The sequence below is a fragment of the Phocaeicola sp. genome (genome assembly GCF_048170425.1).
Lineage (GTDB): Bacteria > Bacteroidota > Bacteroidia > Bacteroidales > Bacteroidaceae > Phocaeicola.
This window is the reverse complement of record NZ_DBEXBB010000165.1, coordinates 1-21,257: the sequence shown is the minus strand read 5'-3', so window position 1 is coordinate 21,257 and position 21,257 is coordinate 1. Positions and strand designations below refer to the sequence as shown.

The 21,257-nt window shown below is 41.6% G+C and carries 19 protein-coding genes; 11 read left to right on the top strand and 8 right to left on the bottom strand.

Features of this window, described 5'->3' with window-relative positions:
* The 4 genes from ACMJ0U_RS06415 to ACMJ0U_RS06400 all read right to left on the bottom strand — a co-directional run.
* Nucleotides 1-1,372, bottom strand: a 1,372-nt coding sequence (locus ACMJ0U_RS06415; protein WP_417128974.1) for a ligand-binding sensor domain-containing protein, incomplete at its 3' end; no start/stop codon positions are given.
* 98 nt (nucleotides 1,373-1,470) lie between these two features.
* Nucleotides 1,471-1,785, bottom strand: a complete 315-nt coding sequence (rhaM, locus tag ACMJ0U_RS06410; RefSeq protein ID WP_417128972.1) for an L-rhamnose mutarotase — start codon at nucleotides 1,783-1,785, stop codon at nucleotides 1,471-1,473.
* An 11-nt stretch (nucleotides 1,786-1,796) separates the two neighbouring features.
* The gene (locus tag ACMJ0U_RS06405) at nucleotides 1,797-3,443 is read right to left on the bottom strand and encodes a rhamnogalacturonan acetylesterase (protein ID WP_417128971.1); all 1,647 of its coding nucleotides are present in this window, start codon (nucleotides 3,441-3,443) and stop codon (nucleotides 1,797-1,799) included.
* A gap of 216 nt (nucleotides 3,444-3,659) precedes the next feature.
* Nucleotides 3,660-4,889: a rhamnogalacturonan acetylesterase gene (locus ACMJ0U_RS06400; RefSeq protein WP_417128976.1), complete on the bottom strand. Its 1,230-nt coding sequence runs from the start codon at nucleotides 4,887-4,889 to the stop codon at nucleotides 3,660-3,662.
* 237 nt (nucleotides 4,890-5,126) lie between these two features.
* Between ACMJ0U_RS06400 and ACMJ0U_RS06395 the strand changes: the two genes are divergently transcribed.
* On the top strand, nucleotides 5,127-6,554 hold the full coding sequence (locus ACMJ0U_RS06395; RefSeq protein WP_417128970.1) for a glycoside hydrolase family 28 protein: 1,428 nt from the start codon (nucleotides 5,127-5,129) through the stop codon (nucleotides 6,552-6,554).
* Between the two features lie 64 nt (nucleotides 6,555-6,618).
* On the opposite strand, the gene ACMJ0U_RS06390 is transcribed toward ACMJ0U_RS06395, so the two are convergent.
* Both ACMJ0U_RS06390 and ACMJ0U_RS06385 read right to left on the bottom strand, forming a co-directional pair.
* Complete coding sequence (locus ACMJ0U_RS06390; RefSeq protein ID WP_417128968.1) at nucleotides 6,619-7,860, bottom strand: hypothetical protein; 1,242 nt, start codon at nucleotides 7,858-7,860, stop codon at nucleotides 6,619-6,621.
* Between the two features lie 67 nt (nucleotides 7,861-7,927).
* Nucleotides 7,928-9,358: a carbon starvation protein A gene (locus tag ACMJ0U_RS06385; protein ID WP_417128966.1), complete on the bottom strand. Its 1,431-nt coding sequence runs from the start codon at nucleotides 9,356-9,358 to the stop codon at nucleotides 7,928-7,930.
* 163 nt (nucleotides 9,359-9,521) lie between these two features.
* On the opposite strand from ACMJ0U_RS06385, the gene ACMJ0U_RS06380 reads away from it, so the two are divergent.
* The 10 genes from ACMJ0U_RS06380 to miaA all read left to right on the top strand — a co-directional run bounded on the left by ACMJ0U_RS06380 (nucleotide 9,522) and on the right by miaA (nucleotide 19,865).
* Entirely contained in the window at nucleotides 9,522-11,180 is a 1,659-nt protein-coding gene (locus ACMJ0U_RS06380) for a glycoside hydrolase family 10 protein (RefSeq protein WP_417128964.1), read from the top strand.
* 78 nt (nucleotides 11,181-11,258) lie between these two features.
* Nucleotides 11,259-12,428 carry an AIR synthase-related protein gene (locus ACMJ0U_RS06375; protein ID WP_417128962.1) on the top strand — a complete coding sequence of 390 codons (1,170 nt, stop codon included), beginning with the start codon at nucleotides 11,259-11,261 and terminating at the stop codon, nucleotides 12,426-12,428.
* Between the two features lie 21 nt (nucleotides 12,429-12,449).
* A complete protein-coding gene (locus ACMJ0U_RS06370) occupies nucleotides 12,450-12,719 on the top strand; it encodes a hypothetical protein (RefSeq protein WP_417128961.1) in 270 nt (89 codons plus the stop codon).
* Between the two features lie 44 nt (nucleotides 12,720-12,763).
* Nucleotides 12,764-13,873, top strand: a complete 1,110-nt coding sequence (gene prfA, locus ACMJ0U_RS06365) for a peptide chain release factor 1 (protein WP_417128960.1) — start codon at nucleotides 12,764-12,766, stop codon at nucleotides 13,871-13,873.
* Nucleotides 13,874-13,944: 71 nt separating this feature from the next.
* Nucleotides 13,945-14,769 (top strand): orotidine-5'-phosphate decarboxylase, encoded by an 825-nt coding sequence (gene pyrF, locus ACMJ0U_RS06360; protein ID WP_417128958.1) that lies wholly within the window; start codon nucleotides 13,945-13,947, stop codon nucleotides 14,767-14,769.
* 271 nt (nucleotides 14,770-15,040) lie between these two features.
* On the top strand, nucleotides 15,041-16,081 hold the full coding sequence (gene lpxD, locus ACMJ0U_RS06355; protein WP_417128956.1) for a UDP-3-O-(3-hydroxymyristoyl)glucosamine N-acyltransferase: 1,041 nt from the start codon (nucleotides 15,041-15,043) through the stop codon (nucleotides 16,079-16,081).
* A 4-nt stretch (nucleotides 16,082-16,085) separates the two neighbouring features.
* On the top strand, nucleotides 16,086-17,471 hold the full coding sequence (locus tag ACMJ0U_RS06350; protein ID WP_417128955.1) for a bifunctional UDP-3-O-[3-hydroxymyristoyl] N-acetylglucosamine deacetylase/3-hydroxyacyl-ACP dehydratase: 1,386 nt from the start codon (nucleotides 16,086-16,088) through the stop codon (nucleotides 17,469-17,471).
* A 1-nt stretch (nucleotide 17,472) separates the two neighbouring features.
* Nucleotides 17,473-18,240: an acyl-ACP--UDP-N-acetylglucosamine O-acyltransferase gene (gene lpxA / locus ACMJ0U_RS06345; protein ID WP_417128953.1), complete on the top strand. Its 768-nt coding sequence runs from the start codon at nucleotides 17,473-17,475 to the stop codon at nucleotides 18,238-18,240.
* Between the two features lie 45 nt (nucleotides 18,241-18,285).
* Entirely contained in the window at nucleotides 18,286-18,843 is a 558-nt protein-coding gene (locus ACMJ0U_RS06340) for an IS1096 element passenger TnpR family protein (protein WP_417128951.1), read from the top strand.
* Nucleotides 18,844-18,953: 110 nt separating this feature from the next.
* Complete coding sequence (gene miaA, locus ACMJ0U_RS06335) at nucleotides 18,954-19,865, top strand: tRNA (adenosine(37)-N6)-dimethylallyltransferase MiaA (protein WP_417128950.1); 912 nt, start codon at nucleotides 18,954-18,956, stop codon at nucleotides 19,863-19,865.
* Here the strand turns inward: miaA and ACMJ0U_RS06330 are convergent.
* Nucleotides 19,852-20,871 carry an AI-2E family transporter gene (locus ACMJ0U_RS06330; RefSeq protein ID WP_417128948.1) on the bottom strand — a complete coding sequence of 340 codons (1,020 nt, stop codon included), beginning with the start codon at nucleotides 20,869-20,871 and terminating at the stop codon, nucleotides 19,852-19,854. The genes miaA and ACMJ0U_RS06330 overlap by 14 nt on opposite strands.
* A 24-nt stretch (nucleotides 20,872-20,895) precedes the next feature.
* Nucleotides 20,896-21,237, bottom strand: a complete 342-nt coding sequence (locus tag ACMJ0U_RS06325; RefSeq protein ID WP_417128946.1) for a hypothetical protein — start codon at nucleotides 21,235-21,237, stop codon at nucleotides 20,896-20,898.
* Nucleotides 21,238-21,257: the final 20 nt, after the last annotated feature.

The window sequence follows — 21,257 nt, the reverse complement described above, 5'->3', positions numbered from 1 at the left end:
CATATTCATACATTTTTCCATCACGGGTTCCAAGAATAATATCTCCCGAAGAACGGCGATGTAAGGTACGCACCGTATTCGAACGATTAAACTTCCCTTCTCCAGCCGGAAAAATACGAAGTGTACCTTCATTCAAGACTTCCAAACGGGACACTCCGGTATATTCCGAACTTACCCATATATTGCCAGAGTGGTCTTCTATGACACATTGCAGAAAATCTGAACCAATTTGACTTTGCGCATTGTCTGAGTCGGCCATGATATGTTTCATTTGTCCGTTTGCCACATCATATACAAAAAGACCGTTCCCATAAGTCCCAATCCAAATAATTCCACGTGAATCATGTACCACATAATAACGTTCCCGATCCACATAATTGCGTTTCTCTTCCGGCATCAACAAAAAAGGCGTCACCTTCCCCGATTGTGAGTCAATCCAAGTTAGCACACCATTATTTCCGTAAACCCATGATTCTCCTCTATTATCTTTAATAACCTTCGCTCTTTTTATTTGAAGTGCCTCTTCAGCCAAAGTTAAAGCATTCGTATCAAAGTCAAAACACCACGTGCTGGTACCACTAAAAATCAACCATTTCTTACCTAATATCAGATTATCATAATAAGTAAAATCTCCTTCAATAGAAACTTCCTTCTTTAATGTCCCATTCCGGAAAGTATAAACCCCTCCTTTATTTGTCAAAAAATAGGTTTTCTGCCCATGAACTGCAATTTTCTTAAACTCCATACGCTCATCCACTGCATGGAGTTTCTTCCCATCCCAATAATAAAGTCCTTTTCCTGTAGCAATCCATACCCAACCTTCTGCACCTACCCTCAAATCGCGAATAAGGTTTGACGCAAGCCCATTACGAGTATCGAAGGCGATTGAGGTAAAAGTACGGTCCTTCTGATAACGTATTAACCGGCATCCTTCTCTTTCTCCCGTTACCCAAGCTTCATTTTTATTGACAAAATAGACATTCCAGTAATGACGTAAATATTCACCACTCCCCGTAAAATCAACAAAGCAGTCTTTTTGCAAGTCATAGCAGCCAACCAGCTCGCCAGTTGTTTTTATCCATAAGAAACAATTCTGATCCTCCACAATTTCCTGTACACGATGATCTGGCAAGGAAGGTTTATTTCCTTTTCGAGGACGAAATGTAACAAAAGAAGTTCCATCAAAACGACTTAGGCCATTAAGGGTACCCATCCAGATAAATCCCTTACTGTCCTGATACATGTATCTGACTGAATTGTTCCCTAGCCCAGATGTAGTTGTAAAACGGGTGGAACGTACATCCACCGAAGCCTTAATACCTTCTACACATGATACTATCAAAAAGAATACGAAGAAGAATAACCTGTTCATTCCACCTTATTTTGTATGAATTATTTGCAAAAATATAAAAAAAGTGCATCACTAAAAAAGCCATGCACTTTTTTCATTCTTTGTATCAAATCGCCTGTTTAATCCATGTGGAAAACCTCTGGCAAAGGAATGGTAACCGGAGAATTGTCAGGATTTACCTCCATAATGTCAGCCATATAATCCCACCATTTCTGCACAATCAGGTTATTTCCCATATCCTGTGAAGATTCTTCACCTTTCGTTTTCTGGCAAGCAAACAAGATATTGGTATCTTTATCCCAATAAATAGAATAATCATACACCCCATTTTCAGACAACATCTGTTTCAGCTCCGGCCAGATAGCTGCATGACGTTTTTCATACTCTTTTTCAAATCCTGGTTTCAGGAACATTTTAAAAGCTTCACGTTTCATAGTACCTCCATTTATTTTAAGTAGTTTTTCAATGTACAATCTGTTTCTTTCAAACCTTCTGCAATGCTTTGCGCATTCAAGTGCGCTCCTTCCAATGATGTATGTGTATGGTCTTTACAGAAATAAGGAGCTACATACTTCAGGCCTTGTTCATAGCCTATCTGCTGCAATTTATCTGCTGACAACTTATTCAAGTCAATAAAATACGCACCTGTAGCTTCAGCAGCTTCCCGTGTCCATTTTCCAAAAGACATAGTATTACGCTGTATCTCATTATTATCCCACATATTACGTGGTGTATGACTCAACACAATAGGAATAGCCCCTTTTTCTTGAACATCGCGGATAAATTTACGCAAATACCAGCCAAATGTATACACGACATCATAAGTTTTAGTGGCTTCCATTAAAAATACTTTACTTTCTTCTCCCGCTCCCGGAAGTTCCGCACGTGCCTTTCCTGTATTAATAGCTCCCGCATCGTTATGTCCAAACTGAATCAATACAAAATCGCCGGGCTGCAAGGCATTATAAACTTTATCCCAACGACCTTCCTCCAAATAAGTACGCGCGCTACGACCTGCTTTAGCACAATTTTCTACAGAAATTCTATTTAAGTCAAACAGTTCGGCAATCACGCTTCCCCATCCCCACTGACCATTCTCGTCTTTATCCTGGTTACGTACCGTACTGTCACCTACAGTAAATAGCACCGGACAACCTTTCTTTCGGGTTGATCCTGTAACTGTATCTTTTTCGACAGGTTTCAGGTAACGAGCCAGTTCCAGTTGTTTATATTCACGAATTCCTTCAGCGGCAGATTCAGCATTTACCCGTGCTCCAAACACACTGGTATGGATGCGATCCAAATAGAACATATATTTTACCTTTTCCTTGCCAAAAGTCTCAAATTTACGAGCTGTTATCTCATTAAGGTCAATAAAAGGAACATGTTCTTTTTTAGCCACTTGCTTGGCCCACAAACCAAAAGTCTTATTCACACGAGTTATTATGGTACTGTCTTTATCTTCCCAAGCATTGCGTGGAGTAAGAGAAAAAAGAATAGGATGAGCTCCTTTGGCCTTGACTTCACGAATGTAACGACGCATGTATTCACCATAAGTATACACTGTTTCCTTAACCCCTGTTTCCTTAATTGTTACCTCGAGACTGTCTTTACCAATACCAGGAATAGACGCACGTGCCCGTCCGCTATCATACGGTCCGTTATCGTTATGTCCCAATTCGATAATAACCCAGTCACCTTTCTTTACTCCTTTCAGGACATCTTTCCACAAATGAGTATAAAATGTACGGCTACTGGTTCCACCCAATGCATGGTTTTCAACTGTTATCTTATTTTCATCAAAATATTCATGGAAGAAATATCCCCATCCCCACTGTCCGTTATTTCCGTTGCCTAACGTTCCGGTGCGCATCGTTGAATTTCCTACCAAGAAAAGTACAGGATTATTCCCCTTACGGGTAGACCCCGCAACCGGACGAGCTGTTTTAGCTTTGTTCAAACTATCCAGAGTCAAATCTACGACCTGGTTAACATCTTCCATTGGCGCTTTCACCTTGTTTTGCGCATAAGCAGAAAAAGAAAAGCAGGTTGCACCCAGCAACCAGACTCCCCACATTATGTGTTTTTTCATATACAATATCTAAATATTTTTTAACTTGTCAAAGATAGCACAAAGAGATTATACCTACATGGAATATCGTACACAATCATGTGCTTTTGTACAGAAACATGTTTGTTGAAAGCATAAGAGCGAGCCGGATGCATACCGGTTCGCTCTTTTTCTCTCTACCCTAAATATTGTTAGTATACCTATTAAAACTTATAATACTCAACCAACTTACAAAAATCAGTTTCCATCAGGTTTTTCAACCTCCGTGAAAGGACTGTCATTCCACTTAAACGTATCTACCCAATCCGGTGTTGCCGGATTAAACGGATGATAATCATCTCTCAAATATTTAACCCAGGGAAGATTCAACTGCTTAATGCCTTCAATCACACATTTAGCAATTTCATAGGCACCATAGGGATTAAAATGGGTATTATCAGCCAAATCCTTCGTTTGGTTCGGATAAGTTCCTGCCGGATAATGTACAAAAGCTTTTTTAGAAGGTTCTACTCCCATAGCTTCATAGAACACACGGGTCATGTCATGCAATTCTATCACCTGCACTCCCTCACGCTGAGCCACCCAACGCATTGCATCAGGATAGTCTTCATGAGTTTCCCGTATCTTCCCTGAATTGTCAAATGAACGACGCTGGGTAGGAGTCACAAAAACCGGAATCCCCCCTTTTGCACGCACTACATCTACAAAATATTTCAAATTGCTGGCAAATGAATAATAGGCTCCCTTACCCGGCCCTTTCAATTTCTGGTCATTATGTCCAAATTCAATAAACATATAATCCCCTTTTTTCATCTGGGTTAAAGCCTTCTTCAAACGACCGGCCTTAATAAAGGTATCGGCACGTTCACCACTTTCAGCATAGTTCGCAAAACATACATGTTCATCAAAAAAACGCGGAATCATCTGTCCCCAGCTAGCCCACGGCTCATTATCCTGGTCTACGACAGTAGAGTTACCTGCTAAAAAAACGGTCACCACATCATTTACCGGCTCTATTTTCAGACTAGCTAAACAAGGAGCATCTCCATTAAACTCAAATGTCAACTTATCATCCCAGTTCAATTTATTCTTTTCCCGTTCCTTAATCTGTACTTTTTCTCCATCTGCGATTAGCGTATTACGCTTATTTACAGTAAAACGATAGGTCAGAAACTCCCCCTTCCGAGTAGGTATATTTTCTAAAAACAAACGTCTGGACTCCGCACGCACCGTAGTAGAGCCAGCCTTCCGTGCATTGCCTAAAGTTACTGTCACCAGATAATTTCCATCAGGAACGTCTACTGAAAAGAAAAAAGGGTCGTTACTTTTCTTCGCTGGTGCAGGTAAAAAATCATACCCATAACCACCCTCACAAGGATATATGGAATCTGAAGAGATTTGAATCACTCCCTTCTCTACTTTTTTCTTCTCACTAAAATCAAACTGGTAATCTTGTGCATAAGCCATATTTACCAAAAACAGGCTGGCAAGACTAATATTCAGGAATCGCTTTGTTTTCATACATTTTCATCTTAGGTTATTGTAAAGGCAAAATTAGAGGCTTATTACCAAACAGAATGCAGACAAACGTACGGAATCATAGAATATCGTACAAAAATACATTTATAAGGACATTCACACCTGATTTATTTCAAAAAGAATAAGTTTCTTTGCTACCAAAGATATCCTAATTAATATATTACCATGAGAAGCAGAACATTACTTTCTATTTTTGTAGCAAGCCTGATGGCGTATACAACCTCAGCACAAAAGGTGCACGTACAACCTGTACATGTGGAAGCTCCTTTCCCCATGGACTCCGTATACTTATGCACATTCCCCAATAAAGAGTTCCCCATTACAAAATATGGAGCAAGAAAAGGGAACAATCATCTAAACACCCAGGCATTTGCCAAAGCAATTGAAGCATGTCACCGTGCCGGAGGCGGACGAGTGGTAGTTCCTGCTGGAGAATGGTTCACCGGACCTATTCATCTCAAAAGCCATGTCAATCTTTTTCTGGAAGAAGGAGCTGTGGTCAGGTTCTCCGACAATCCCAATGATTACCTTCCAGCCGTAATGACTTCCTGGGAAGGACTGGAATGTTACAACTACTCCCCACTTATCTATGCATTTGAATGCGAAAATGTAGGTATTTCCGGAGAAGGAACACTGGCCCCGGTCATGGATACCTGGCGTACATGGTTTAAACGCCCAGAAGCTCATTTAAACGCATTAAGACAATTATATTCTATGGGGTCAACAGATGTTCCTGTAGAACTGCGTCAAATGGCAAAAGGAGAAAATCATCTCCGTCCACACCTTATTCATTTTAATCGCTGCAAAAACATCTTATTAGAAGATTTTCATATCCGCCAAAGTCCTTTTTGGACCATCCATCTCTATTTGTGCAACAGCGGCGTAGTACGTCATCTCGATGTGCAGGCTCATGGACACAACAATGACGGAATCGATTTAGAAATGAGTCGGAATTTTCTGATTGAGAACTGCAAGTTTGACCAGGGAGACGATGCAGTGGTCATCAAAGCCGGCCGCAACCAGGACGCATGGCGGCTTAACACACCTAGCGAAAATATCGTCGTCCGGGATTGTGACATCCTCAATGGACATACCCTGCTCGGAATCGGAAGTGAAATTTCCGGAGGAGTACGCAACATCTACATGACCCGCTGTAAAGCCCCACAGAATGTACACCGCTTGTTTTTCTTAAAAACAAACCATCGTCGCGGAGGATTCATCGAAAACATTTACTTGGAAGACATCGAGGCTGGAGATATGCTTCGTACATTTGAAGTAGATACCGACGTATTATACCAATGGAAAGACTTGGTTCCAACTTATGAAACACGTATCACCCGAATAGACGGGATACATGTAAAGAATATCCATTGCCAGTCGGCTGATGCCATTTACGAGCTAAAAGGAGATGCCCGATTACCAATCCGTAATGTTTTTGTTGAGAATGTAAAAATAGATACGGTGCGTCAGTTTATCAATCGGTTATCAAATGTGGAAAATTTTCAGGCTAACGAGGTATCCGCTACTATCTTACTTCACAAAGAAACACCCAGCATTGATTTAGACAAACTATATAAGCAAAAAGCAGAATAATAAAATAGCGAGAAGTGGCACCACATTGCCATCTTCTCGCTATTTCATTATAACTTAATTCAGATTAGAACTGGAACAAAGCTGTAAGAACAATACGATTATTTTTTACCAAATGAGTATCAGTAACTCTAGCCTTATCAGTATAATCGCCATACCATGCTCCGGTCCAAGTATATTCCGCTCCTAACTTCCAGTTCGGACGATTATAGGTTAATTCTGCTCCCAATGTATTCAACTGGTCAATATCTGTTCCTGTACCCAACACTCCGGTCACATCTTTCGAAGCCCCTAAGTTCTTAAGATACCCGGCAAAGATTCCTCCACGAAACTTACTTCCATACATCATATTTATCCATGTATGAGATACGCGTAAAGGAGTATACTCCTGCTCACCCGTGCGAGAGTCGGTAGACGTAATGCCATACCCGCCAATTGTACTGGTCTGTGTCAGGTTTGAGCCCAGCACGCTCTTAGCTGCCAGTAAAAAACGACGATGAACATATTTCACATGCGCCTCAGCCGAAACTCCTGTTACCCGTTCACTTACCTTATATATCTTACCATCGTATTCCGACTGTGTACGGGGAGACATGGAAGACACATGCACACCAGCCCCAGCAAGCAATCCGGGACGATTGTAATCCATACCCAAATAAAACTCCGGAAGGCAACCATTCTTCATAAAATTTTGACTTTTAACCGTAGCAACCTCTCCTGCCTTGTTTGAAGAAGGACCTACCGACAAATATTGTGACTGCCATATAGCAGCTACAGTCAGTTTGAAATTTTTGTTTGTAAACCGATAACGAACCTGCGGTGCACGGCTGAACGGCTGATAAGGTGCTCCCATGTTCAAATTCAGAATTTCAGGAGCCACATCTCCATACAAAGGATGCCATGTTTGTCCGACCAGCAGGGCTGATTTTCCCCAATCAAGGTTGAAATACACGTGACGAATACGGAACAAAGAATAAGTGGTACCCGAACCACGGAAATCGACTTCCACCTTTGCCGAAGTCTTTGCCTTTCCCCAGATAGGTCCGGTCACATCTACTCCCAATCTGGTGTACAATGTATAGAAGTTACCATCTGGTTTGGCATTCAAATCCTTTCCGTCCGCATCAGGAGCTACATCCTTAGGATACATGTAAAAAAGTCCGTCAACAGTTTCTGAGTTGGAACGGCTGTTATAGAATAAGTCAGTCCGTACCTGTCCATAAAATTTATAACCAAAACCTTCTTTCTGAGCCATTACCCCAGCCGAAACAGCCATCATGACCCACATTAAAAAGCCTCTTTTTTTCATTTGAAATTACTTTTATCTTTACAGCCCGCAAAATTATACATAATCTCTAGAACAGCCAAACAATTCTTTATAAGGAACGTACCCGGTGGAACCAGCATACAAACCAGACCGCAGCCACCAATGCACAACACAATCCGACGGGATAAGCCACTTTAGCCGACAAGGCCAAACCCTCGGGAGCAATGAGAATATAAGTGGCACAAACACAAGTCATAAACAAAGCCGGCAGCAAGGTTACCCAATAGTTTTTTCGTGCACAAACCAGCCAAACCGTAATGGCCCATAAAGTAAAGACCGACAATGTTTGATTACACCAGGCAAAATATCGCCAGATAATCTTGAATCCTTCCGCATCCCCAAAACTGTAAATCAATAAAAAGATAGTAACCAGAAATATCGGAATGCAAATAAACAAGCGTTTACTAATAGAACGTTGTTCCACATGAAAAAAGTCTGCCACAATCAGACGTGCCGAACGCAAAGCGGTATCACCACTCGTAATAGGAGCCGCCACAATTCCCAATATGGCCAAAATTCCACCGAATGCACCTAACCAGTCTTTTGATATATCCGTAGCAACCTTAGCCCCAGAATAAGCCACTCCAGTCACTTTATCCACAATACCGTTCTCCTGAAAGAAATAAGTTGCCGCTGCAGCCCAGATAAGTGCCACAATTCCTTCCGTTACCATCGCTCCATAAAAAATCGGACGGCAGTGCTTTTCGTTCGTAATACAACGTGCCATTAAAGGCGACTGGGTTGCATGAAAACCACTGATGGCACCACAGGCAATGGAGATAAACATCATCGGGAAAATCGGGTTCTTCTCGTACTTCGTACCAAATCCCTCCCACATTTCAGGCAAGGCCGGACTTTTGACATACAGCATGACAAGAATACCCACAGCCATAAACAACAAGGCAAAGGCAAATAAAGGATAGATGCGTCCGATGATTTTATCAATGGGAAGCATAGTCGCCAAAATATAATACAAGAAAATCACGACCATCCAGAAATACACATCCAGCGCAGAAGGAGTCATACCGGCCAACAGCTCTGCAGGTCCTGAAACAAAGACCGCACCAACCAGAATCATCAGCAAGACAGTAAACACGCAGGCCACCTTTTTAGTCCGGCTTCCTAAATAACGACCGATAATTTCGGGGAGGCTTTCGCCATGGTTCCGCAGCGATAAGGTACCTGACAAAAAATCGTGTACGGCTCCGGCGAAAATCGTACCGAACACAATCCATAAATATGAAGCTGTACCAAACTGGGCTCCCATTATTGCTCCGAAAATAGGCCCTAAACCAGCAATATTCAAGAACTGAATCATAAAAATCTTCCACGTAGGAAGAGGAATAAAATCCACACCATCGGCCATTGTCAAAGCCGGCGTTTTACGGGTAGAATCAGGAGCAAACAAGGAATTGACATATTTTCCATAAACCCAATATCCCATCACCAATAGAACCAATGCGAGAGTAAACGTTATCATATCTATCAATTTATCTTTTATTCTGCCACAAAAGTAATAAAAAGAAACAATCCACAGATATTTCTAAGAAGAATTTACCTTTCATTCATCTTTAAGGCTTATTATTCTTCTTTCTCTGCATATCCATAATTTATATGTATATTTGCGCAAACATTTAAAAGATATGCGCATATTACTAATCGGTCTTCTATTTATCAGTACTTTCCTTTCTTTACAAGCTCAGCCTAAAGAGGAAATACGAGCTACCTGGCTGACTACTCTTGGCGGCATGGACTGGCCTACACGAAAAGCCAATTCGCCTCAAGACATCGAAGCACAAAAAAAAGAACTTATCCAACAACTTGATGCATTAAAAGCAGCCCATTTCAATACAATACTTTTTCAAACCCGCCTTCGAGGGGACGTTATCTATCCTTCTAAGTTTGAAACATTTGCGGAAAGTCTTACAGGACATACCGGCAAAAGTCCAGGATACGACCCTCTGCAGTTTGCGATAGAAGAATGCCATAAACGTGGCCTGGAGCTCCATACATGGCTGGTATGTATCCCCATAGGAAACAAACGGCAAGTGAGTCTATTAGGAAAAAATTGCATAGTAAAAAAACAACCGTCACTTTGCAAGCAGTTCAACGGGAGCTGGTACCTAGACCCTGGAAATCCCGGCACAGCTGAATACCTAAGTCGAATAGCCCAAGAAATCACAAGCCGTTATGACATTGACGGTATCCACCTGGATTATATCCGCTACCCAGAGCAAGGAGAAAAATTCCCGGATAAAGATACGTATCAAAAATACGGGAAAAAACAAGAACTCAAACAATGGAGAAGGGATAACATCACCCGTATTGTCGCACGGATTTATACGGATGTAAAGCAATTGAAACCGTGGGTGAAAGTCAGCAGTTCTCCTATCGGCAAGTTCAATGACACGCGACGCTATTCATCTTTTGGATGGAATGCATACAGCACAGTCTATCAAGACGCTCAAAAGTGGCTGAAAGAAGGTATTCAGGATGCACTTTTCCCCATGATGTATTTTCAGGGTAATCATTTTTATCCTTTTGCACTCGATTGGAAAGAAAACAAGAATGAACGCTGGATAGTGCCCGGACTAGGCATATATTTTCTCCATCCCAAAGAACAGGATTGGAAAATAGATGAAATCATACGCCAGATTTATTTCTCCCGGAAAATTGGACTGGATGGACAAGCTTATTTCCGAAACAAATTTATGCTGGATAATACCAAAGGAATATTGGATGAGTTGGTGGAGCATTTTTACACCTATCCGGCAGTAGTACCTCCCATGCGATGGACGAAAGGTAATCCTCCTTCTCAACCGACTTCTCCCTCATTAATATTGAAAGGAAATAAAATTGAAATGAGTTGGAAAGCGTCTCCTTCTTTGCCGGGAGGAATCTATTACCGGATTTATGCATCTGACACTTATCCAGTAAATACGGAGAAAGCCCAAAATCTAATAACCACACGTACGGATAGCTGCCAATACACATTTACTCCGAATTTACTTACAAAAGGAGGAGTATACTGGGCAGTTACAGCGGTAAACCGTTTTGGATATGAAAGTATGCCATTGGCTTTAAACATGCCGACAAAAGAAGATCCCGTAATTTATTATGGGTCCTTTCCGAACATCCCAAGCGGATATACCCTTATTGTCAGTGACGCCACAGGAATGGAAATTCTTCGTACTGTTCATCCCGAAAAAGACATTCCTCAAAAAACGGGAAGAGGCTTTCTCCAATTCAGCCTGTTAGCACCAGATGGCACTATTACTCTTGCCGGAGTTACAGTGTACTGATTTTATCCCGAAACGCATGGTAATAAAAGGAATAATCACTAAATTTGCGCATTCAATTGAAACAAACTTACTATACTCATGAGCAATCAACGATACATGCAGCGCGGCGTATCTGCATCGAAAGAAGATGTACACAACGCTATCAAGAACATTGACAAAGGTATTTTTCCAAAGGCATTCTGTAAAATCATTCCTGATATTTTGGGAGGTGATCCTGAATACTGCAACATTATGCATGCCGACGGAGCGGGAACAAAGTCTTCACTGGCTTATTTATACTGGAAAGAAACCGGTGATTTGTCTGTATGGAAAGGCATCGCACAAGATGCATTAATTATGAACATTGATGACTTGTTGTGCGTAGGAGCGGTAGATAATATCCTGGTATCTTCTACCATCGGTCGTAACAAGCTGCTTGTACCAGGAGAAGTAATCTCAGCCATTATCAACGGTACAGACGAACTGCTAGCTGAACTCCGCGAAATGGGAGTCGGCGTGTATGCCACAGGCGGTGAAACAGCCGATGTCGGCGACTTGGTTCGCACCATCATCGTAGATAGTACGGTAACCTGCCGTATGAAGCGTGCCGATGTCATCAACAATGCCAATATCCGTCCAGGTGACGTAATCGTAGGTCTGGCATCTTATGGTCAGGCAACTTACGAAAAAGAATACAACGGTGGCATGGGAAGCAACGGACTGACAAGTGCCCGTCACGATGTATTCAGTAAATACTTGGCGGAGAAATATCCGGAAAGTTATGATAAGGCTGTACCTGAAGAATTGGTCTATAGTGGCAAACTGAAACTGACTGACGCCGTAGAAGGCTCTCCGCTGGATGCCGGAAAATTAGTACTTTCTCCAACACGTACTTATGCGCCGGTGGTAAAAAAATTACTGGATGCCCTGCGTCCGGAAATCCACGGTATGGTTCACTGCTCAGGCGGTGCACAGACAAAAGTGCTGCACTTCGTAGGCGACAATTGCCGTGTCATCAAAGACAACCTCTTCCCTGTTCCTCCTTTGTTCCGCACCATCAAAGAACAAAGCGGCACTGACTGGGACGAAATGTACAAGGTATTCAACATGGGACACCGTCTGGAAGTTTACCTCTCACCGGAACATGCGGAACAAGTAATTGAAATCAGCAAGTCGTTTAACATCGATGCACAGATTATCGGTCGCATCGAAGAAAGTGACCACAAGGAACTGATTATCCGTTCGGAATTTGGAGAATTCAAATATTAACCAGCTAAATCTTACGATGATATGAAACCGCAAGAAAAGCAAGGATGTCTTATCGGCATCGGGTTACTTGTTTCATGGTTTGTCCTTTTCTTTCTTAGCATTGAATTTGACTCTCCCTTTCTAAAAGGAATAAGTTTTGGACTCCCAGGGTTTGCCGTATCCTTTGTTTTTGGAAAATACTTTGGTGTCAAAGAATTTCAATGGAAAACCCAAAGAGACTTGCCGCTCATCTTGCTCGGACTCGTATTATTAGTGTTCTTTACCTGGATAGCCTATGGCAAATTATGGTAACAATTACCAATCTAATCACCCAACTGTATAAGCATTCCATTAGAATGGCAGAAAACAATACACTATTAGAAAAATTAGACGGTTTGGTTTCACGTTTTGAAGAAGTCTCTACTCTCATTACAGACCCGAATGTGATAGCCGACCAAAAACGATACGTCAAACTGACCAAAGAATACAAAGAACTGGGCGACCTGATGGCTGCCCGCAAGGAGTATCTTCAATGTCTCAACGGATTGGAAGAAGCTAAAATGATGATGAGCGAGAACGATCCGGAGATGAAAGAAATGGCTCGTGAAGAGGCTGCAACTTGTGAAGCCCGCATCCCGGAACTGGAGGAAGAAATAAAATTATTATTAGTACCGGCCGACCCACAAGATGACCGCAACGCCATCTTGGAAATCCGTGGAGGTACGGGAGGCGATGAAGCTGCCATCTTTGCCGGCGATTTGTTCCGTATGTATTCCAAATACTGCGAATCGAAAGGATGGAGACTGGAGGTATCCAGCGCGAACGAAGGAGCTGCGGGTGGTTTTAAAGAAATCATCTGTTCGGTGACAGGTGAAAAAGTGTACGGCACACTGAAATATGAATCAGGTGTACATCGCGTACAACGAGTTCCCGCCACCGAAACACAAGGGCGTGTACACACCTCGGCTGCATCAGTAGCTGTACTTCCTGAAGCAGAACCTTTCGATGTAGAAATCAACGAAGGTGAAATCAAATGGGATACATTCCGAAGCGGTGGTGCCGGAGGTCAGAACGTAAACAAGGTAGAATCTGGTGTACGTTTACGTTATAACTGGAAAAATCCCAATACCGGTATCGTAGAGGAAATTCTGATTGAATGTACGGAAACACGCGACCAGCCTAAAAACAAGGAACGTGCGCTCAGTCGTTTACGTACCTTTATTTATGACAAAGAGCACCAAAAATACATTGATGATATTGCTTCCAAGCGTAAAACCATGGTCAGCACTGGTGACCGTTCGGCTAAAATCCGTACGTACAATTATCCCCAAGGACGTATCACCGACCACCGCATCAATTACACCATCTACAACCTGGCAGCCTTCATGGATGGTGACATTCAAGACTGCATAGACCATCTGATTGTAGCAGAAAATGCAGAACGGCTGAAAGAGAGCGAATTATAACTGCAGGTGTACAATTTCGCACATATTCGCGTACAAAAGAAGTATATGATTATCACTAAAATAAACGTGTCATGAACAAACAAGAATTATTTGAAAACATCAAAAAGAAAAAATCCTTTTTGTGTGTAGGACTTGATACCGATATAAAGAAAATTCCTGAACACCTTCTGAAAGAAGAAGACCCGATTTTCGCATTCAATAAAGCAATTATCGATGCAACGGCTCCCTATTGTATTGCCTATAAACCCAACTTGGCTTTTTATGAAAGTATGGGAGTAAAAGGATGGATTGCATTTGAAAAAACAGTAGAATACATCAAGAAAAACTATCCAGACCAGTTCATCATCGCCGATGCTAAACGCGGAGACATCGGTAATACATCTGCCATGTATGCCCGCACTTTTTTTGAAGAACTAAATATTGATTCTGTGACTGTAGCTCCTTACATGGGAGAAGACAGTGTGACTCCATTTCTCACTTATGAGGGAAAATGGGTTATTCTGCTTGCACTGACCTCTAACAAAGGCTCACACGATTTTCAATTGACGACCGATACAGAGGGGGAACGCCTGTTCGAAAAAGTATTGCGAAAATCACAAGAATGGGCTAACGACCAGAACATGATATATGTAGTAGGTGCTACTCAGGGGCGTATGTTTGAAGATATCCGCAAAATCGTTCCAAACCACTTCTTGCTGGTACCTGGTATCGGTGCCCAGGGCGGTTCACTGGAAGAAGTTTGCAAATACGGTATGACTAAGGAATGTGGATTAATTGTCAATTCAAGCCGTGCCATCATATATGCAGACAAAACAGCAAACTTTGCTAACGTAGCTGCCGAAGAAGCTAAGAAAGTACAACAACAGATGGAAAAAGAACTCGTTTCTATCCTCTAATAAACAATTATTTTTATACAACAAGAAGTACAAAGATTCATACGGGAGTCTTTGTACTTCTTTTTGTATCGTACAAAAAAACGAGTTTCAAAGCTGTTTACATACAAAACCAATGAAAATTAATGGCCATTTCAGGCAAATAATTGTGTTTTTTCACTGATATATAAAAAAAAAATGCGTAATTTGCATAATTAAGTAGTAAGTATGCTTTTTTAGGCAACTAAATATTGAAGAACAACCAAGGAAAACAAAGGAATTAAAGATAACTAATATGGAGTTCTCAGCTAAGCAAATTGCGGAATACATCCAGGGAATTATAGTTGGTGATGAAAATGCCACCGTACATACCTTTGCAAAAATAGAAGAGGGTATACCAGGTGCATTATCCTTTCTGTCTAATCCAAAGTACACTCATTATATCTACGATACAAAATCTTCCATTGTATTGGTAAATAAAGATTTCGAACCAGAACATGAGTTGCAGACCACACTTATCAAGGTGGATAATGCATATGAGAGTCTGGCCAAACTCATGGCTTTATACGAAATGAGTATTACTAAAAAACAAGGTGTAAGTCCGTTAGCTTTCATTGCAGAAAGTGCAAAAATCGGAAAGAATGTATACATCGGGCCATTTGCTTGTATCGAGGAAGGTGCAGAAATCGGGGATAATGTATGCATACATCCACAAGCAACAATCGGAAGTAATGTAAAAATAGGCATGAGTACGATTATTTATCCACATGTAACTATCTATCACGATTGCAGAATTGGGAACAATTGTATTCTTCATGCTGGAGCTGTAATTGGTGCTGACGGATTTGGTTTTGCTCCCGGAGCAGAAGGCTATGAGAAGATTCCACAAATAGGCATTGTTGTATTGGAAGACAATGTAGAAATTGGAGCAAATACTTGTATTGACCGAGCCACAATGGGACATACCATCATTAAACAAGGAGTTAAACTTGACAATCTGATACAGGTTGCCCACAACGTGGAAATCGGGAAGCACACAGTTATGGCATCACAAGTAGGAATTGCAGGCTCTGCTAAAATTGGCGAATGGTGTATGTTTGGAGGTCAAGTAGGAGTTGCCGGACACATCAAGGTGGGAGACCACGTCAATGTCGGAGCCCAGTCTGGCATCCCAGGTAATACAAAATCAAACACGACATTAATGGGGTATCCAGCAATAGACCCGAAACAGTTCGCACGCTCTGCTGCCATCTATAAAAAATTACCAGATATGTATGTAGAACTCGGACGCCTGCAAAAGGAAATTGAAGAATTAAAAAAACAACTAAATAAATAAACCCATGTTGAAACAACAAACCTTAAAAGGCAGCTTTTCACTCAATGGAAAGGGACTCCATACGGGAGTTAAACTGACCGTTACGTTCAATCCTGCCCCAGAGCACTACGGGTATAAGATACAGCGAATTGATTTGGACGACCAGCCCATATTGGATGCTGTAGCAGAAAATGTGGTAGACACAACCCGTGGAACAGTTTTAGCAAAAAACGGGGTAAAAGTTAGTACCGTAGAACATGCGTTGGCTGCATTATACGCAGCAGGTATAGATAACTGCTTGATTCAAGTTGACGGACCAGAATTTCCTATTTTGGATGGAAGTGCCAAAGCATACGTAGAATGCATCAAGCGCGTAGGCATCGAAGAACAAACTGCTCCGAAAGACTATTACATCATCAAGTCAAAAATTGAATTCCGTGATGAAGAAACAGGTTCTTCTATCATTGTACTTCCTGATGACAAGTTCAGCGTCAACACACTGATTTCATACGATTCCAAGATTCTGACAAATCAATATGCAACGTTGGAAAATATGGAATGTTTCCCGACAGAAATAGCTTCTGCACGTACATTCGTATTTGTCCGTGAAATTGAGCCGTTGCTGAATGCTGGCCTCATCAAAGGAGGTGACCTGGATAATGCCATTGTTATTTACGAAAAACAAATGACACAGGAGAACTTTGATAAGTTAGCCGATGTAATGGGAGTCCCTCACATGGATGCCAGCCATTTAGGATATATCAATCATATTCCATTAGTATGGCCCAACGAACCTGCACGTCATAAACTGTTGGACATCATCGGTGATTTGGCCTTAGTTGGTAAACCAATTAAAGGACGTATCATTGCTACCCGTCCGGGACATACCATCAACAATAAATTTGCCCGACAACTACGGAAAGAAATCCGTATGCATGAAATACAAGCTCCGGTTTACAACTGTAATGAAGAGCCGTTGATGGATGTAAATCGTATTCGTGAATTACTTCCCCATCGTTATCCATTCCAGCTGGTAGACAAAGTCATAGCTATAGGAGCAAACTATATTGTCGGTGTTAAAAATGTAACCTCTAACGAACCATTTTTCCAGGGCCATTTCCCACAAGAACCCGTAATGCCTGGTGTATTACAGATTGAAGCAATGGCTCAAGTGGGAGGTTTACTAGTTTTGAATTCAGTAGACGAACCGGAAAAGTATTCAACCTATTTTTTAAAGATAGACAACGTAAAGTTTCGTCAGAAAGTGGTTCCAGGCGATACTTTGATATTCAGAGTTGAGTTGATGGCGCCTATTCGCCGTGGAGTATCAACTATGAAAGGATATGTTTTCGTAGGTGAAAAAATTGTCTGTGAAGCTGAGTTTATGGCACAAATTGTAAAAAACAAGTAACATGATCAGTCCTTTAGCATATATAGACCCAGAAGCTAAAATTGGGGAAAACGTAGAAATAGGCCCTTTTGTCTTCATCGATAAAAATGTGGTCATTGGCGACAATAATGTAATTATGCCCAATGCCAATATTTTATATGGTTCACGTATAGGAAACGGGAATCGTATTTTCCCCGGAGCCGTAATTGGAGCGATTCCACAAGATTTAAAATTTCAAGGAGAAGAAACTACAGCAGAAATTGGTGACAACAACACTATACGCGAAAATGTAACCATCAACCGGGGAACAGCGGCCAAAGGAAAAACCGTAGTAGGCAATAACAACCTGCTGATGGAAGGCGTACACGTGGCACACGACAGTATTGTAGGTAGCGGATGCATTATTGGTAACCAGACTAAAATCGCAGGAGAGGTAATCATTGACGACAATGCGATTGTCAGTGGAGTAGTACTAATGCACCAATTCTGTCATGTGGGAAGTTATGTCATGATTCAAGGAGGATGTCGTTTCAGCAAAGACATTCCACCTTACATCATCGCAGGAAGAGACCCAATCGCCTATTGTGGAATCAATATCGTAGGGCTCCGTCGCCGTGGATTTACAAATGAACAAATTGAAACAATACACAATGCTTACCGCATTATCTACAATAGCGGAAGAAATGTTACCGAAGCCATTGCACAAATAAAATCTGAAATGCCAATGACACCTGAAATTGAATACATCATTTCGTTCGTAGAAAACTCACAGCGCGGTATCATCCGATAAAAAAGATTTTGTATATTTACCTCATCAACAAAAGACTAAAAGAAAATGGTATACAAATTTAGAATCATATCTGACGAAGTCGATGATTTTTTAAGAGAAATCCAAATCGACTCTGAAGCTTCTTTCTACGACCTGCACGAAGCTATTCTGAAATCAACTGGATACAAAGACGACCAGATGACTTCTTTTTTCATCTGTGATGACGACTGGGAAAAAGAAACAGAAATAACCCTGGAAGACATGGGAAGCGGCAGCTCTGAGGAAGACACATACATCATGAGAGAAACTCCTCTAAGCGAATTGCTGGAAGATGAAAAGCAAAAGATGATATACGTGTTTGACCCGCTTGCCGAACGTGTATTCTTCATTGAACTTTCAGAAATCATCACCGGAAAAGATTTGGACAAGGCTGTATGTTCTCGTAAAAGTGGAGAAGCTCCTCAACAGACTATCGATTTTGATGAACAAATGAACACAAACGCAGCGCTTGACCTTGACGAAAACTTCTATGGCGACCAAGACTACGACATGGAAGACTTTGACCCGGAAGGTTTTGACATCAACGAAGGAAGTGGAAATCCTTATGATGAAGATAAATATTAAAAAGAGCTGACACGTAGTTACATCAGTTGAAACGATATAAGAAATGTCATCCTGGGTCTGACTCAGAATGACATTTTCTTTTTTCCCTACCAACCTATACCCACATACAAATGAAAAAGCCTGTCCTTATCGTACTTATTGGTCCTACAGGTGTAGGAAAAACAGAATTGAGCCTTTCTATAGCCGAAAAGTACCATACCTCTATCATCTCTTCAGACTCTCGCCAGCTGTATAAAGACCTGAAAATTGGTACAGCAGCCCCTACTCCTGAGCAGTTAAAGAGAGTACCTCACTATTTTGTAGGTACCCTTGAACTGACTGATTACTACAGCGCAGCCCAATTCGAAGCAGAAGTACTAAAGAAATTGGAAGAGTTATTCAAGACTCATCCGGTAGTGGTTATGACCGGAGGTTCCATGATGTACGTTGATGCCGTCTGCAAAGGTATAGACGACATTCCTACGGTGGACAAAGAAACACGTGAACTGATGTTGCACCGCTACGAGAGTGAAGGTCTGGAGCAACTTTGTGCAGAGCTACGGGTGCTTGATCCAGAATATTACCGTATCGTAGACCTGAAAAATCCCAAACGGGTGATTCACGCGCTTGAGATCTGTTATATGACAGGAAAAACCTATACCTCATTCCGTACCCGCAACGCCAAAGAACGTCCATTTCAAGCTATCAAGATTGGTCTCACACGCGACCGTGAGGAACTTTACCTGCGTATTAACCAACGTGTAGACGAAATGATGAAAGACGGCTTACTGGAAGAGGTCAAAAGCGTATATCCCTACAGGCATCTCAATTCACTCAATACTGTAGGCTACAAAGAGATATTCAAATATTTGGATGGAGAATGGGAGCTTCCTTTCGCTGTGGAAAAAATCAAACAAAATTCACGGATTTATTCGCGAAAACAGATGACGTGGTTCAAAAGAGATTCGGAAATCACCTGGTTTCATCCGAACCAAAAAGAAGAAATCATGACATTCCTCTCCGACCAAATCAATCCTGAGTAAGTTTCCGACCATCATCCTCCAACAAGAAATCCTTGCGAAACATATCCACAAACAAAAGGAACAATGACACTAACAATGGACCGAAGATAATTCCCATAAAACCAAACAGAGGAAGGCCGGCCACAACCCCAAAAATAGTAATTAAAGGATGCACATCAGCCATTTTTTTCTGAAGCAAGAAACGAATCAAGTTATCACACTGTGACACAATGATAGCTCCATATCCTAACATCATCAAGGCGTTAACCCAACTGCCTATAATCAAAAAATAAACAGAAACCGGCACCCAGATCAACGCTGTCCCCACCAAAGGAATCACTGAAGCAAAAGCCGTCAGCATGGCACTCAAGAAGGGATTCGGGGCATCACAAATCAGGTATCCCCCCAAGGAGATAAATCCCTGAATAATGGCCAGCAAAGGTATACCGATGGCATTAGAACGTACCATCAACTGAACCTTTTTCAATACTTCAACTTTATACTCTGTTTTAAAAGGAAGCAAAGTAGATACATAGTGTTCCATAGACTTTCCCCCATACAACATAAAGAACAACAGCATGATGGCCACACACAAATTCACAAACAAATCACTTACTCCACTCATCACCGACTGCCCGATAGAAGAAGCCTGTGAGACCAAAAAAGAAAGACTGTTCTCCGACAACACATCAAAACCCGTACGGTCTTTAATAAAATCTACCACACGCCATGCCGGGCGAATAATAGTCTCCGCATCAAAATGCATCTTTGAAACCTGACTCACCAATGCCCATCCAAACAAAGAAAGCGGTATCAGAATGAATAAAGTCACTCCAATTGTTACCAACCAGACGGCCAACGCCGACTTCATTTTGGTTTGAAGCCAGAAAGTGACATTACGCAGCAAAAGATAAAGCGTAAATCCTCCCAAAATACCGTTCATAAACGGCTGTGCCTGGCAGAACAACAAATAACCCAATCCAATGATAAAAATAATCAGTGAATATTTCCAGTACCTTTCTTTCATGACTCCTTGATTTATACTGTCACATTAATTTTCCTTTGCTTCTTCCTGCGGAATACGGAAAGCCGTGTAAAGTTCCAGTACCGCGGCCACCGTCAGGCACACAATCCATTCATTCCGTTTCCACAGCAACATGATTACCCCTGTCAACACCAGCAACATAGCTCCCAAAAGCTGCTGACGGCGCAAACGACGGATAACGATATTCTTTCCCTTATAATCGGAAACCAGCTGTACGTAAGCAAACAGACAAGCCCCTACCAGATACACATACGGAGCCCATACCAGCTTCACAAATTGCAATACCAGACCAATAAACAATACAACGGCCCCACATACAGCCAACTTATCCTTCATCTTCGATTCCATCACTTATCTTCCTCAAAAAT

Bases quoted from the DNA above. Each gene is read 5' to 3' on its own strand.
- rhaM (WP_417128972.1), bottom strand. From the start codon at position 1,785: ATGAAACGTGAAGCTTTTAAAATGTTCCTGAAACCAGGATTTGAAAAA.
- ACMJ0U_RS06405 (WP_417128971.1), bottom strand. From the start codon at position 3,443: ATGAAAAAACACATAATGTGGGGAGTCTGGTTGCTGGGTGCAACCTGC.
- ACMJ0U_RS06400 (WP_417128976.1), bottom strand. From the start codon at position 4,889: ATGGCTTATGCACAAGATTACCAGTTTGATTTTAGTGAGAAGAAAAAA.
- ACMJ0U_RS06395 (WP_417128970.1), top strand. From the start codon at position 5,127: ATGAGAAGCAGAACATTACTTTCTATTTTTGTAGCAAGCCTGATGGCG.
- ACMJ0U_RS06390 (WP_417128968.1), bottom strand. From the start codon at position 7,860: ATGAAAAAAAGAGGCTTTTTAATGTGGGTCATGATGGCTGTTTCGGCT.
- ACMJ0U_RS06385 (WP_417128966.1), bottom strand. From the start codon at position 9,358: ATGATAACGTTTACTCTCGCATTGGTTCTATTGGTGATGGGATATTGG.
- ACMJ0U_RS06380 (WP_417128964.1), top strand. From the start codon at position 9,522: ATGCGCATATTACTAATCGGTCTTCTATTTATCAGTACTTTCCTTTCT.
- ACMJ0U_RS06375 (WP_417128962.1), top strand. From the start codon at position 11,259: ATGAGCAATCAACGATACATGCAGCGCGGCGTATCTGCATCGAAAGAA.
- ACMJ0U_RS06370 (WP_417128961.1), top strand. From the start codon at position 12,450: ATGAAACCGCAAGAAAAGCAAGGATGTCTTATCGGCATCGGGTTACTT.
- prfA (WP_417128960.1), top strand. From the start codon at position 12,764: ATGGCAGAAAACAATACACTATTAGAAAAATTAGACGGTTTGGTTTCA.
- pyrF (WP_417128958.1), top strand. From the start codon at position 13,945: ATGAACAAACAAGAATTATTTGAAAACATCAAAAAGAAAAAATCCTTT.
- lpxD (WP_417128956.1), top strand. From the start codon at position 15,041: ATGGAGTTCTCAGCTAAGCAAATTGCGGAATACATCCAGGGAATTATA.
- ACMJ0U_RS06350 (WP_417128955.1), top strand. From the start codon at position 16,086: ATGTTGAAACAACAAACCTTAAAAGGCAGCTTTTCACTCAATGGAAAG.
- lpxA (WP_417128953.1), top strand. From the start codon at position 17,473: ATGATCAGTCCTTTAGCATATATAGACCCAGAAGCTAAAATTGGGGAA.
- ACMJ0U_RS06340 (WP_417128951.1), top strand. From the start codon at position 18,286: ATGGTATACAAATTTAGAATCATATCTGACGAAGTCGATGATTTTTTA.
- miaA (WP_417128950.1), top strand. From the start codon at position 18,954: ATGAAAAAGCCTGTCCTTATCGTACTTATTGGTCCTACAGGTGTAGGA.
- ACMJ0U_RS06330 (WP_417128948.1), bottom strand. From the start codon at position 20,871: ATGAAAGAAAGGTACTGGAAATATTCACTGATTATTTTTATCATTGGA.
- ACMJ0U_RS06325 (WP_417128946.1), bottom strand. From the start codon at position 21,237: ATGGAATCGAAGATGAAGGATAAGTTGGCTGTATGTGGGGCCGTTGTA.